Consider the following 12,940-nt stretch of genomic DNA (forward strand, 5'->3'; position numbering starts at 1 on the left):
CTTGCAGGCCATGCCAGATCCCAAGCAGGCATTGCTTGCACTGAACGAATTGCCGGAGGGCTTGCTGCCCTCCACCCTGACCTTAAAGGACTCGCTATGACTCGCGCCTTGCGCAACGTCGCCATCATCGCCCACGTCGACCACGGTAAAACCACCCTGGTCGACCAGCTGCTGCGCCAATCCGGCACCTTCCGCGAAAACCAGGCGCTGACCGAACGGGTCATGGACTCGAACGACCTGGAAAAAGAACGCGGCATCACGATTCTGGCCAAGAACTGTGCCGTTGAATACGAAGGCACGCACATCAACATCATCGACACCCCGGGACACGCGGACTTCGGCGGCGAAGTCGAACGCGTGCTGTCCATGGTTGACGGCGTGCTGCTGCTGGTTGACGCCGTTGAAGGTCCGATGCCGCAGACCATTTTCGTGACCCGCAAGGCACTGGCCCTGGGCCTGAAGCCGATCGTCGTGGTCAACAAGGTCGACCGTCCGGGCGCCCGTCCCGACTTCGTCATCAACGCCACGTTCGACCTGTTCGACAAGCTGGGCGCGACCGAAGAGCAGCTGGACTTCCCCGTGGTGTATGCCTCGGGCCTGTCCGGTTACGCCGGCCTGACCCCGGACGTGCGCGAAGGCAACATGCGTCCGCTGTTCGAAGCCATCCTGCAACACGTGCCGCAACGCGACGATGATCCCAATGGTCCGCTGCAAATGCAGATCATTTCGCTGGATTACAACAGCTACGTCGGCAAGATCGGCGTGGGCCGCATCAACCGTGGCCGCATGCGTCCCGGCATGGAAGTGGCCTACAAGTTCGGCCCCGAAGGCCAGGGCGGCCGCGGCCGCATCAACCAGGTGCTGAAGTTCCACGGCCTGGAGCGCATCGTCGTGGACGAAGCCGAAGCCGGCGACATCGTGCTGATCAACGGCATCGAAGAGCTGGGCATCGGCTGCACGGTGACCGATACGGCCACGCAAGACGCGTTGCCGATGCTGCGCATCGACGAACCCACGCTGACCATGAACTTCATGGTCAACACTTCGCCCCTGGCCGGTCGCGAAGGCAAGTTCGTGACCAGCCGCCAACTGCGCGACCGCCTGGACCGCGAACTGAAGTCCAACGTGGCGCTGCGCGTGCGCGACACGGGCGACGACACGGTGTTCGAAGTGTCGGGCCGCGGTGAACTGCACCTGACCATTCTGCTGGAAACGATGCGTCGCGAAGGCTACGAGCTGGCCGTTTCGCGTCCGCGCGTGGTGTTCAAGGACATCGACGGCGTGAAGTGCGAACCCTTCGAATCGCTGACCGTCGACGTCGAAGACGCCCACCAGGGCGGCGTGATGGAAGAGCTGGGCCGCCGCAAGGGCGATCTGCAGGACATGCAGCCGGACGGCCGCGGCCGCACCCGCCTGGAATACCTGATCCCGGCCCGTGGCCTGATCGGCTTCCAGAACGAATTCCTGACGCTGACGCGCGGCACCGGCCTGATGAGCCACATCTTCCACGAATACGCGCCCATCAAGGAAGGCTCGATCGGCGAGCGCCGCAACGGCGTGCTGATCAGCCAGGACCAAGGCGACGCCGTGGCCTACGCGCTGTGGAAGCTGCAGGATCGCGGCCGCATGTTCGTGAGCCCGGGCGATGCGCTGTACGAAGGCATGATCATCGGCATCCACAGCCGCGACAACGACCTGGTCGTGAACCCGATCAAGGGCAAGCAGCTGACCAACGTGCGCGCCTCGGGCACCGACGAAGCCGTGCGCCTGGTTCCGCCGATCCAGATGTCGCTGGAATACGCCGTGGAATTCATCGACGACGACGAACTCGTGGAAATCACGCCCAAGTCGATCCGTCTGCGCAAGCGCTTCCTGCTGGAAAACGAGCGCAAGCGCGCCGCGCGCGAATCCGCCGTTTGATGAAACTGCGCGCAGCTTTGCTGCGCGTGGCATCAGAAAAACGCAGCCTGCGGGCTGCGTTTTTTTTCGTCTTGCGGCGTCACGCGTGCTGGTGCCGGTATTCCTGCGTCACTCCGCCATAGCCATAGGCGGCCGCGCGCGCATCGATCACGTGCACGTAGGAGCATTCATGCAGCTCGCCCAGGATGTCCTGTAGCGCCGCGTGTATCTCCTTGATGTAGCGCGCCTTCTCGGCCTTGGTATTGGTTTCGTCGGTGACGCTGATGTCCAGGTGGAAGGCATTCTTGCCCAGTTCGGACAGGGGCTGGCCGCCGATGAACCAGAGATCGTGGGGAATATGCTGCAGCGCGATCGCGATGACGGGCAGCTGCTTGCCCAGCACGGACTGGGTCAGGCCGGCCACGGCTTGCACCACGCGGCGGTTGACGGTGGGATCGGACTGGCCGGACAGATGGACGACGATATGAGGCATGGCTGAACTCCGTTGGTTTGAAGGTGTGCAGCCAGTCTAGGATCCGGATTGACATCGGAAAAGCGGGAATTTACGATTTCATCCATCGATAATTCCGTTGGATAGGCCATGTTCGGATTCGACCTAGATCAATTGCGCACCCTGGTCGCCGTGCTGGATGCCGGCAGCCTGACGGCGGCCGCGCCCAAGGTCTTCCTGTCGCAGTCGTCGGTCAGCGAACAGATGCGCAAGCTGGAAGAGCGGGCAGGGCAGCCGCTGCTGGTGCGCGGCAAGGCCGGCGTGGTGGCCACGGCGGCGGGCGAACGGCTGTTGACGCATGCGCGCGCCATCCTGGCGCTGAGCGACGAGGCCTACCGCGACCTGCGCGGCGTGGCCTTGCGCGGCCAATTGCGCCTGTGCATCACCGATTACTTCCGCCCCGGTGACGTGGCGCGCATGCTGCGCCGGTTGAACGAGCAATATCCCCACGTGCGCCTGCACGTCACCATCATGAAAAGCGGCGCCATCGAGGACGCCTACGAGCGAGGCGAGATCGACGTGGGCATTTCCATGCGGATACTTGAGCGCGGCGCCGCCCGGGGCCGCGCGCAGGGCGCGCTGCTGCGGCGCGAGCAACTGATGTGGATGGCGGCGGATGGAACCGCCGCGCCAGCCCAGGACGCATTGCCGCTGCTGGCGCTGCCCGAGACCTGCGCCTTGCGGCAGTATGTCGAGCGCCTGCTGTCGCGCCGCGACGTGCCGTATTCGGTGGCGCACATCGCCTCGGGCGTGGCCGGCCTGCAACTGGCCGTCGCGGCGGGGCTGGGCGTGGCATGCCTGAATGAATCCGCATTGGGGGCCGGCATGGCCCGCCTGCACGCGCCTGGTCTGCCGGCCCTGCCGATGGCGGAATTCCGCCTGTTGCCTGCAAGGGCGGGGGAAAGCGAGTTCATCGGGTTGGCGCGGGAGGCCATCGTCAAGGCGTTGGGCTAGGTCCGCCCGGTATGGGAACGTGTTTCAGCGGCGGCTTGCGCCCGCCGAGCCCGGCAAGCGCTGTACCGCGTCCAGCAGCCGGGCGGCGAACTCCTGCGCTGCGCGGCTACGCGAGGCTTCCTTGCGCCACAGAATGGCGGCGCGGCGGATGGTGGTCGGGTCGGTGAGCGCGATGCTCTTCAATTCCGACCCCGCCGCGCCGGCCGCATGTTCGGCGGCAATGGTCGCAAGCTCTCCTTGCCGGCACAGGTGGATCAGGGCGTCGACCGATTCCATTTCCACCCGCACCTCGGGTGTCAGGCCCGCCTGGGCGCAGGCCGCGTCTATCATGCGGCGCGTGGCGAAACTGCGGGGCAGCAGCGCCAGCGGCACGCCCGCGAGGTCGCGCATGCGCAGGCTGCGCCGCGAGGCCAGCGGATGGTTCTTGCCGACGACTACCTGCAGGCGCTCGTCGAACAGGGGTTGCGCCTCGATTTCTTCGCGCAGCGCCGGATGGAAGGAAATGCCCAGGTCCAGCTGGCCGCTTACCAGCAGGTCTTCGATGGGGCCGGCCCGCAGATCGCGCACTTGGATCTGGACCTTCGGGAACGCCAGGCTGAAGCTGGCCACGGCGTCTGGCACGAAATGGGTCAGGAAGGTGGGGATGACGCCTATGGTCAGGGATCCAGCCTGCAGGCCCGCCAGATCCGCCAAAGCCATTTTCCCGGCTTCGACTTCCTGCAAGGCCCGGCTGGCGTGGTCGCGCAGCACCCGGCCCGCTTGCGACAGGCGCAACCCCCTGCCGATGCGGTCGAACAAGGGCATGCCCAGCTCTTCCTCCAACTGCCGCAAGCCATGCGACAGGGTGGATTGGGTGACGTGCAGGGCCTCCGCCGAACGGGTCAGGTGCTCGGTTTCCGCGACGCTGAGAAAGTAGCGTAGCTGGCGCAATTCCATCGGTGGGACTCCTGTTGCAAAGCCGGAACGGACGGTCAATGATGGGCGATTTATCATTCGATATGATCGAACAATAAGTGCAATATAAATCATTGGATGCAAAACCGGCCGGGCCCTAATCTTGCCTGCATCACTCACGCAGGGCTTCAGGCTTTATGACTTCCGTTTCGACCCAGGCTCCGACCACGCCAGACGACGTCTCCTGGCGCATCGAGCGCATCCACGCGCGGATCGTCGACATTCCGACTATCCGGCCGCACAAGTTCTCGTTTGGCGCCATCAACCGGCAAAGCCCGGTCATCGTGCAGCTCTGGCTGGCCAACGGCGCCTGCGGTTTTGGCGAGGCGGCGACGATAGGCGGGCCGTCGTGGAACGAGGAGTCGCCCGAAACCATCCTGCACGCGATCCAGAACTACCTGGCTCCTGCAGTGGCCGGCGCGGATGCGCGCCGGTTCGCCGAACACATCAACCGTTTCGAGGCCGTCTGCAAGGGCAATGCCTTTGCCAAGAGCGCCGTTGAGATGGCGCTGATCGATGCGGTGGGGCGCAGTCTCGGCGTGCCGGCCTGGCAGTTGTTGGGCGGCAAGCGCATCGAACGCCTGCCGTTGGCCTGGACGCTTGCCAGCGGCGATTCGCAGCGCGATCTGGACGAGGCCGAGCAGATGATGCAGGCGCGCCGCCACCGCCTCTTCAAACTCAAGATCGGCGCGCGCAGTCCGGCCGACGACGTGGCCCACGTGACGCGCATTGCACGCGGCCTGGACGGCCGCGCCGAGATGACGGTGGACGTCAACCAGGCCTGGGACGGCAACACCGCCCGCCGTTATCTGCCGCAATTGGTGCAAGCCGGCGTGACCCTGATCGAGCAGCCCGTGGCGAAGTGGGACGTACAGGCCCTGCGCGAGGCGACGCAGTCGCTGGGTTCGGCGGCGCTGATCATGGCGGACGAAACTGTGTGCTCGGCGCAAGACGCCTTCATGCTGGCCTCGCAGCGCGCGTGCCATGTGTTTTCCCTGAAGGTCGCCAAGCACGGCGGCCTGCTGCGCACGCGCGAAGTCGCGGCGGTGGCGCAAGCCGCCGGTATCGGCTGGTACGGCGGCACCATGCTGGAGACCTCGCTGGGCAGTGCGGCGTCCGCGCATGTGTTTGCCACGCTGTCGGACCAGCACCACGGTTGCGAGCTGTTCGGCCCGCAGCTGCTGGTCGACGACATCGTCGAGCAGCCCATGGCCGTGCGCGACTTTGAACTGCAATTGCCCGACGGCCCCGGCTTCGGCGTCGTCGTGGATGAAAAGCGGCTGGATCGCTTCGACCGCGCCAGAGAGGGCCTGACGCCAACGACGATAGACCTCGGCCGCCGCGGCACGCCGGCCCCGACCTGACCCACCATTTTCCCGATCATTCCAAAAGGCAGGAGACGCATCATGGCTGAATATACCCAGCAACAACTACTGGACCTGGTCAACAGTTCCCAGGTCAATCCGGGCAACGACCGGGTCCGGCAGATCTCGCAGCGCATCGTGTCGGACCTGTTCCGCGCGATCGACGATCTCGACATCAAGCCCGACGAGTTCTGGGCGGGGGTGGATTGGCTCGCGCGCCTGGGCTCCAGCGGCCAGATGGGATTGATCACCGCGGGCCTGGGCTTTGACCGCCTGATCGATATCCGCGAGGAAGAGGCCGACGAGGCCGCTGGCCGCGCCGCCGGCACGCCGCGCGCGATCGAGGGACCGCTCTACATTGCGGGCGCGCCGCTGTCCGACAGCGAAGCCCGATTGGATGAGGACCCCGCGCCCGGCACGGTGCTGGTGATGGAAGGGCAGGTGCGCGACGTGGACGGCAAGCCCGTCGCCGGCGCGCTCGTCGACGTCTGGCACGCCAACGAGCTGGGACGCTATTCGCACTTCGATCCCGACCAGGAGGACTACCACCTGCGCCGCAAGATCAAGACCGACGCGCAAGGCCGCTACCGCTTCCGCAGCTTCATTCCGCCGGGCTACGCGATTCCGCCGGACAGCCCCACGTCCGAACTGTTCGAGGCGCTGGGCCGCCATGGCAACCGGCCGGCACATATCCATTTCCTGGTGGCGGCCGAAGGCCAGCGCACCCTGACTACCCAGGTCAACATCCCGGGCGACACTTTTCTGGATGACGATTTCGCCTTCGCCACGCGTGACGGGCTGGTGGTCGAGCTGCAGCCGGACACGCCGGCCGCGGGCTATGAAAGCCTGGGCGTGAACGCGCCGTTCACGCGCGTCTGTTTCGACTTCGTGATGCAGCCGGCGCTGGATGCCGGCGAGGCCCGCCCGCAAGCCCGCATGGACCGCGCCATCGCCTGATTTTTCTGGGCGGCGCCCGCTCGCGGCGCCGCCACTCATCCAAACCACTTAGAACAACCCGCAGGCGCGAGGCCGGGTTCGGCCGCGCCATGGAGACAACCATCATGACCGCTACTTCCAGCTGGTCGATACCGACGCTGATCGACCAGGAGCAACTGGGCGCCTTTCAGTGGCGCGTCCTGATCCTGTGCTTTCTGATCGCGCTGTTCGACGGATTCGACACCCAGGCGATCGCCTTCACCGGGCCCGCGATTCTGGCCGCCTTCAACCTGAAGGCGGGCGCGCTGGCGCCCATTCTGACCGCCGGTATCGTCGGCATGACGGTGGGCGCCATGACCCTGGGCCTGATCGGCGACCGCATCGGCCGCCGTCCGGCCATCATGCTGGGCCTGGCCCTGTTCGGCCTGTCCACGCTGGCCACGGCCTGGGCCACCGATACCACCCACATCCTGGTGCTGCGCTTCATCGCCGGCCTGGGCATGGGCGGCTGCACGCCGGTGCTGCTGGCGCTGGCCGCCGAGTATGGCCCGGCGCGCCTGCGCGGCGCCATCATGACCGGCGTGCTGCTGGGCCTGCCGGCGGGCGCCATGCTGGGCGGCTTGCTGGCGGCCCGCATGCTGCCCGTGATCGGTTGGGAAGGCATCTTCATCGTGGGCGGGCTGGCGCCGCTGGCGCTGCTGGCCGTCGCCGCCCTGATGCTGCCCGAATCGCTGTACTTCAAGGCCACGCGCCGCGATCCGGAAAGCCAGCGCTACATCGCGCGGATTCTCTCAACCATATCGAGCCGCAAGCTGGACGCGGATGCGCAGTTCACCGTGCCGGAGGAATCCGTCGCGCGGGCCGGCGTGGGCGCGCTGTTCTCCGACGGCCACGGCGCCAAGACCGTGGCGATCTGGGCGGTGTACCTGCTGAACTGGGTCGCGTGGTTCATGCTGCTGTCGTGGCTGCCCACGGTGCTCAAAGCCGCGGGCTTGCCCGCCGAGCAGGCGCCCATGGGTACGGTCATCGTCAATGCCGTCTTCATCATCTGCGCGATTCCGCTGTCCTTCATGTTGCCGCGCGTCAACACCCGGCGGCTGCTGGGCGGCATGTTCGCGCTGGGCATCGCGGTGGCCGTGGGGCTGAGCTATGCAGGCGACAACTGGACGCTGGTCTTCATCCTGGTCGGCGCGGCGGGCTTCGGCATAGGCGGACAGCAGATCGCGCTGAATTACCTGGTCGTGGGCGCCTACCCCACCGCCTTGCGCGCCACCGCCACCGGCTGGGCCATCGGCATGGGCCGCGCGGGAGCGATCGCGGGTTCGGCCATCGGCGGCAGCTTCCTGGCCTGGGGCGGGCCTTCGGGATTCTTCATCGCGCTGGCCATACCTTTGGCGGTGGCGGCATTGGCGGTATTGAGCCTCAAGCTCAAGCATGCGCGGCCCGAGGGCGCGCTGTCTGCGGCGCATTGATGCTGCAAAGGACGACACAAGCATGAACACACATCTACGATTCGAGGGCCAGGTGGCCTTGGTCACCGGCGCAGCCCAGGGCGTGGGCCGGGCAACGGCCAGGCGCCTGGCGGCCGAAGGCGCGCACGTGGTCGTGGTGGACCGGGCGGAAGAGCAGGGCGCCGCCGTGGCCGAGGAAATCCGCGCCGCAGGCGGACGCGCCAGCTTCGCGCAGGCCGATCTGGAAACCCATGCGGGCGCGCAGTCCATGGTGCGGGCCGCGCTGGAAATCAACGGCCGCATCGACGTGTCCGTGCACAACGTGGGCGGCACGATCTGGACCCGGCCGTTCTGGGAGTATTCGCCTGAGCAGATGCAGCGCGAGGTCAACCGCTCGCTGTGGCCCACGCTGTGGTCCTGCCGCGAAGTCATACCGGTGATGCGGGCGCAGGGCGCTGGCGCCATCGTCAACGTGGGGTCGAACGCCACGCGCGGCATTTACCGCGTGCCGTACTCGGCCTCCAAGGGCGGCGTGCATGCGGCCACCGTCTGCATGGCGCTGGAGCTGGCGAAGTCCGGCGTGCGCGTCAATTGCGTGTCGCCGGGCGCCCTGGATAACGGCGTACGCGCAATCCCGCGCCACCATGAGACGCCCTCCGCGCAGGAGACCGCGTGGGTGGGCGAGATGTATGCCTCCTGCCTGCGCGACACGCCGCAGGACCGCCTGGGCCAGGCCGAAGAGGTCGCCGCGGCGATCTGCTTCATGGCCGCGCCCGAGGCGTCCTACATCACCGGGCAGATCATGTACGTGGCGGGCGGCGACATAGGCTGAACGGGCCGAGCCGCCCGGGGCCGGTTCAGCCCACTGGGGCAGGTTCAGCTGCCTGGCTCCGGTTCAGCCGGCAGGGCGGCCGGCCGCCAGCCAATCCAGGAAATCGCGGCCTGGCCCGTGGTCGCGCGCGATCGCGCCTATGGGCTGGAACGAGCCCGGCGATTCGATCGGCACGCGCTGGAAGTGCCCGTGCTGCATGTACCAGTTGCCCAGGGTCTGCGGCACCATCGCCAGGGCCTCCTGGGCTTGCATGACGGCGATGAGCAGCGGCATGGGCGGGGCGGCGCTGCTCAGCCGGCACAGCCGGGGCACCACGCCGGCGCGTTCAAAAAAAGCCTTGAACACCGCGTGGATGGCCAGTTCCGGCCGCGGCTCGATCCATAGCTGAGAGGCCACTTGCGCCAGCGTGGGCGCGTCGTCCAGATCCAGCAGCGGGTGGCCGGCGGCGGCCACGATCACCGCCGCATCGTCTTGCAGCGGCACGAATTCCAGGCCGGCGGGCACCGCTTCCGGACGTCGGCACAGCAGCATGTCCAGACTGCCGCCTGCTGCCTGCGACAGTAGTTGCTCGCGGCTGCCTTCCACCACCTCCACTTGCAGTCCCGGGCGCGCCTGCAGGTAGGCGGGCAGGCGCTCGGCCAGCAGGCCGCCGCTGGCCGCGGGGATGGCGCCCAGGCGCAGATAGCCCGTGGCGCCCTGGCGCAGGGCCGCGACTGAATCGGTGGAGGCGCGCAGCGTCGTCAGCATGCTGCGGGCGCATTCCGCCATGAGCAGGCCGCTGCGCGTGGTGCGCATGCCGCGCGCATGGCGCTCGAACAGCTGCACGCCCAGCAGGTCCTCGATATCGGCCAGCGCATGGGTGGCCGCGGGCTGGCTCAGGCCGATATGGCTGGCCGCCTGCTGGATGCTGCCCAGGTCGGCGATGCTGGCGAGCAACTGCAGGTGGCGCAGGCGGCCCTTGGCGAGCAGGCGGGACAGCAGGGTGGCGGGGGCGATGTCCATGGCGCGGGCAGGGTAGATATTCAAGATATGAATATATCCACGCATTAATGTATTTGAAATAAGGATATGCCCTGGACACAATGCAGCGATCCCGTTCATCGCATCCGTTCCTCAGGAGTGGCTGGTCCATGAAGTCCCGTTTGCTGCATGCGCTTGTTTGCGCCGTCACTTTCAGCGTTTCGTCCCTGGCGGCCGCCCAGGGCGCTTATCCTTCCCAGCCTCTGCGGTTGATCGTGCCATTTGCCCCTGGCGGGTCCACGGACGCGCTGGCCCGCGCGGTGGCCGAGGGCCTGCGCAAGGAGCTGGGCCAGAGCGTGGTGGTGGAAAACCGCGCCGGCGCGGGCGGCCTGCTCGGCACCGAGGCGGTGGCGCGGGCCGAGCCTGACGGCTATACGCTGGGCATGGCCACGGTCAGCACCATGGACGTCAACCCCTTGCTGTACGGCACCAAGCGCGTCGATCCGCAGACGCAATTGAAGCCGGTGGCGTCCGTGGCCACGGTGCCGGTCGTGTGGATGGTGAATCCGGCGTTTCCGGCGCAGGATTTCGCGCAATTCGTGGCCGAACTGCGCGCCCATCCGGGCAAGTATTCCTACGGCTCGCCCGGCGTGGGCTCGTTGGGCCATCTGAACCTGGCGGCCATGAATGCCGACCTGAAGGTCGACGTGCTGCACGTGCCGTACCGCGGCATGGGGCCGGCGCTGACCGCCGCGGTGGGCGGCGAAGTGCAGGTGCAGCAGGACCAGTACGCCTCCGCGCAATCGCTGGTCAAGGCCGGCAAGCTGCGCGCCATCGCCGTGTCCGCGCCCGCCCGGATGCCCGACATGCCGGAACTGCCGACCATGACGGAACTGGGCTACCCGCAGCTGAACGCGCTGGGCCAGACCTGGTTCGGCCTGGTCGTGCCCGCAGGCACGCCGGATGCCGTGGTGCTGCGCCTTAATCAGGCCGCCGTGCGCGCGCTGGCGGATCCGGCGCTGGTGCAGCGTCTGGCCGGCATGGGCGCGCAGCCGGATGCTGGCACGCCGCAGGCCTTCGCCGAACGCATCGCGCAGACGCTGGCCGCCAACCGCAAAATCATTGAAACTGCCGGCATCAAGCTCGACGAGTGACCTGACCGGTTTTTTCCCCGCCATTACAGCCACAGGAGAAACAATGGGTGCCATCGAAAAACTTGCGCCGTTCATCGACGCGCGCAGCGAGCGCTACGCGGAACTGAGCGACCGCATCTGGAGCCTGGCCGAACTGCGCTACGACGAACACAAGTCGGCCGAGCTGCACATCGCGATGCTGGAGGAAGCCGGTTTTCGCGTCACGCGCGACGCCGCCGGCATTCCCACCGCGTTCGTGGCCGAGGCGGGCAGCGGCGGGCCTGTGATCGGCATCCTGGGCGAGTACGACGCGCTGTCGGGCCTGAGCCAGGAAAGCGGCGCCTATGCCTGCCAGCCTTCGCCGGAAACGCCGAACGGCAATGGCCACGGCTGCGGCCACCACCTGCTGGGCTTGGCCGCGCATTTCGCCGCGGTGGCGGTGAAGGAGTACCTGGAGGCCAACGGCCTGCCCGGCACCATCCGCTTCTACGGCTGTCCGGCGGAAGAGGGCGGCTCGGGCAAGACCTTCATGGCGCGCGCCGGTCTGTTCGATGACCTGGACGCGGCGCTGACCTGGCATCCCGCATCGCACACCGGCATCTTTCACCAGTCTTCGCTGGCCAACATCCAGGCTTACTTCCGCTTCCGCGGCATCGCCGCGCACGCGGCGAACTCGCCGCACCTGGGCCGCAGCGCGCTGGATGCGGTCGAGCTGATGAACGTGGGCGTGAACTACCTGCGCGAACACATGGTGCCGGATGCGCGCGTGCACTACGCCGTGACCAATAGCGGCGGCATTTCACCCAACGTGGTGCAGGCCCGCGCCGAGGTGCTGTACCTGGTGCGCGCGCCGATCAATTCGCAGGCCTCGGAACTGTACGAGCGCGTGCAGAACGTGGCGCGCGGCGCGGCGCTGATGACGGGCTGCGAACTGGAAATCGTGTTCGACAAGGCCTGCTCGAACTACATCCCCAACGGCGTGCTCAACCAGATCATGTACGCCAACATGCAGTCGCTGCAGGGACCGGATTACAACGCGGGTGAGCAGCAGGCCGCGCGCCGCATGTGGGATTCGATCTCCGCGGACGATATCGACAACGCCGGCAAGAACCTGGGCGCGGTGCTGCGCAATCCCACGCCGCTGTTTACGGGCGTGGCGCCGTACGAACCCGGCAAGGCCGAGATCACCTATGGATCCACCGACGTGGGCGACGTGAGCTGGGTCACGCCCACGGCGCAATGCTGGGGCGCCTGCTATGCCTACGGCACGCCGTTCCATTCCTGGCAGATGGTGGCGCAGGGCAAGATGTCCATGGCGCACAAGGGCATGGTGCATGCGGCCAAGATCATCGCGGCGACTGCCGCCGATCTGTACACGCAGCCCGAGGCGCTGGCGCGCGCCAAGGAAGAACTGCTGGAGACGCGCCGCGGACAGCCTTATGTCTGCCCGATACCGGCGGACGTACTGCCTTCGTTCATGCGTCAATAAAAAGGGCCCCCACGCCGCGCGCGCTACGCACGCTTGCTGCCCCCCGAGGGGGGGCTGCGCCGCCTTAGGGCGGCCTGGCGGCGGCGCGGGTCCGATCTATACGCGATTTCAGGCTGGCAAGGACGGCGCGTATTGCGCGTCCGAGTTGACCTTCGCGTGGAATTCCACCACCTTGCGCACCACCTTGACGGGATCGTCTTCGATGATGAAGAGGTCCAGGTCGTGCGCGCCTATCATGCCGTTGGCCAGCACCTGGCCGCCCAGCCATTCGACCAGGCCGGACCAGTATTCGCTGCCCACCAGTACGATGGGAGCGGGCGGGACCTTGCCCGTCTGGATGAGCGTCAGCGCTTCGAAGAGTTCATCCAGGGTGCCGAAACCGCCAGGCATCGCCACATAGGCGAAGCTGTGCATGAAGAAGGTTGCCTTGCGCGAGAAAAAATACTCGAATGACAGG

12 protein-coding genes are annotated in these 12,940 nt (G+C 66.9%); 8 read left to right on the plus strand and 4 right to left on the minus strand.

What is annotated here, in order from left to right:
* Positions 1-96 precede the first annotated feature (96 nt).
* Complete coding sequence (gene typA, locus VIR09_RS00520; RefSeq protein WP_332010662.1) at positions 97-1,920, plus strand: translational GTPase TypA; 1,824 nt, start codon at positions 97-99, stop codon at positions 1,918-1,920.
* A gap of 79 nt (positions 1,921-1,999) precedes the next feature.
* On the opposite strand, the gene VIR09_RS00525 is transcribed toward typA, so the two are convergent.
* Positions 2,000-2,392: a 4-oxalocrotonate tautomerase gene (locus tag VIR09_RS00525; RefSeq protein WP_332010664.1), complete on the minus strand. Its 393-nt coding sequence runs from the start codon at positions 2,390-2,392 to the stop codon at positions 2,000-2,002.
* 108 nt (positions 2,393-2,500) lie between these two features.
* On the opposite strand from VIR09_RS00525, the gene VIR09_RS00530 reads away from it, so the two are divergent.
* Positions 2,501-3,364 (plus strand): LysR family transcriptional regulator, encoded by an 864-nt coding sequence (locus tag VIR09_RS00530; protein ID WP_332010666.1) that lies wholly within the window; start codon positions 2,501-2,503, stop codon positions 3,362-3,364.
* 24 nt (positions 3,365-3,388) lie between these two features.
* Here VIR09_RS00530 and cynR read toward each other — a convergent pair whose 3' ends face one another.
* On the minus strand, positions 3,389-4,300 hold the full coding sequence (gene cynR / locus VIR09_RS00535) for a transcriptional regulator CynR (RefSeq protein ID WP_332010669.1): 912 nt from the start codon (positions 4,298-4,300) through the stop codon (positions 3,389-3,391).
* A 155-nt stretch (positions 4,301-4,455) separates the two neighbouring features.
* Here cynR and VIR09_RS00540 point away from each other — a divergent pair, with 155 nt between their 5' ends.
* From VIR09_RS00540 to VIR09_RS00555, 4 genes are all read left to right on the plus strand, one after another.
* On the plus strand, positions 4,456-5,682 hold the full coding sequence (locus tag VIR09_RS00540; RefSeq protein ID WP_332010671.1) for a muconate cycloisomerase family protein: 1,227 nt from the start codon (positions 4,456-4,458) through the stop codon (positions 5,680-5,682).
* A 42-nt stretch (positions 5,683-5,724) separates the two neighbouring features.
* Complete coding sequence (locus VIR09_RS00545) at positions 5,725-6,639, plus strand: dioxygenase (RefSeq protein ID WP_332010674.1); 915 nt, start codon at positions 5,725-5,727, stop codon at positions 6,637-6,639.
* Positions 6,640-6,743: 104 nt separating this feature from the next.
* Positions 6,744-8,090, plus strand: coding sequence for an MFS transporter (locus tag VIR09_RS00550; protein WP_332010677.1), 1,347 nt, complete (start codon positions 6,744-6,746; stop codon positions 8,088-8,090).
* A gap of 22 nt (positions 8,091-8,112) precedes the next feature.
* Positions 8,113-8,901: a 1,6-dihydroxycyclohexa-2,4-diene-1-carboxylate dehydrogenase gene (locus VIR09_RS00555; protein WP_332010680.1), complete on the plus strand. Its 789-nt coding sequence runs from the start codon at positions 8,113-8,115 to the stop codon at positions 8,899-8,901.
* Positions 8,902-8,964: 63 nt separating this feature from the next.
* On the opposite strand, the gene VIR09_RS00560 is transcribed toward VIR09_RS00555, so the two are convergent.
* Positions 8,965-9,927, minus strand: a complete 963-nt coding sequence (locus tag VIR09_RS00560) for a LysR family transcriptional regulator (RefSeq protein ID WP_332010682.1) — start codon at positions 9,925-9,927, stop codon at positions 8,965-8,967.
* 104 nt (positions 9,928-10,031) lie between these two features.
* On the opposite strand from VIR09_RS00560, the gene VIR09_RS00565 reads away from it, so the two are divergent.
* The gene (locus tag VIR09_RS00565) at positions 10,032-11,015 is read left to right on the plus strand and encodes a Bug family tripartite tricarboxylate transporter substrate binding protein (RefSeq protein ID WP_332010685.1); all 984 of its coding nucleotides are present in this window, start codon (positions 10,032-10,034) and stop codon (positions 11,013-11,015) included.
* A 43-nt stretch (positions 11,016-11,058) separates the two neighbouring features.
* The gene (locus VIR09_RS00570) at positions 11,059-12,483 is read left to right on the plus strand and encodes a M20 family metallopeptidase (RefSeq protein WP_332010688.1); all 1,425 of its coding nucleotides are present in this window, start codon (positions 11,059-11,061) and stop codon (positions 12,481-12,483) included.
* Between the two features lie 108 nt (positions 12,484-12,591).
* Here VIR09_RS00570 and VIR09_RS00575 read toward each other — a convergent pair.
* On the minus strand, positions 12,592-12,940 hold a 349-nt coding region (locus tag VIR09_RS00575; protein ID WP_332010691.1), incomplete at its 5' end, for an LOG family protein.

It is taken from the genome of Achromobacter sp., from assembly GCF_036567245.1.
Lineage (GTDB): Bacteria > Pseudomonadota > Gammaproteobacteria > Burkholderiales > Burkholderiaceae_B > Achromobacter.

Coding starts and splice junctions, on each gene's coding strand:
- typA (WP_332010662.1), top strand. CDS start 97: ATGACTCGCGCCTTGCGCAACGTCGCCATCATCGCCCACGTCGACCAC.
- VIR09_RS00525 (WP_332010664.1), bottom strand. CDS start 2,392: ATGCCTCATATCGTCGTCCATCTGTCCGGCCAGTCCGATCCCACCGTC.
- VIR09_RS00530 (WP_332010666.1), top strand. CDS start 2,501: ATGTTCGGATTCGACCTAGATCAATTGCGCACCCTGGTCGCCGTGCTG.
- cynR (WP_332010669.1), bottom strand. CDS start 4,300: ATGGAATTGCGCCAGCTACGCTACTTTCTCAGCGTCGCGGAAACCGAG.
- VIR09_RS00540 (WP_332010671.1), top strand. CDS start 4,456: ATGACTTCCGTTTCGACCCAGGCTCCGACCACGCCAGACGACGTCTCC.
- VIR09_RS00545 (WP_332010674.1), top strand. CDS start 5,725: ATGGCTGAATATACCCAGCAACAACTACTGGACCTGGTCAACAGTTCC.
- VIR09_RS00550 (WP_332010677.1), top strand. CDS start 6,744: ATGACCGCTACTTCCAGCTGGTCGATACCGACGCTGATCGACCAGGAG.
- VIR09_RS00555 (WP_332010680.1), top strand. CDS start 8,113: ATGAACACACATCTACGATTCGAGGGCCAGGTGGCCTTGGTCACCGGC.
- VIR09_RS00565 (WP_332010685.1), top strand. CDS start 10,032: ATGAAGTCCCGTTTGCTGCATGCGCTTGTTTGCGCCGTCACTTTCAGC.
- VIR09_RS00570 (WP_332010688.1), top strand. CDS start 11,059: ATGGGTGCCATCGAAAAACTTGCGCCGTTCATCGACGCGCGCAGCGAG.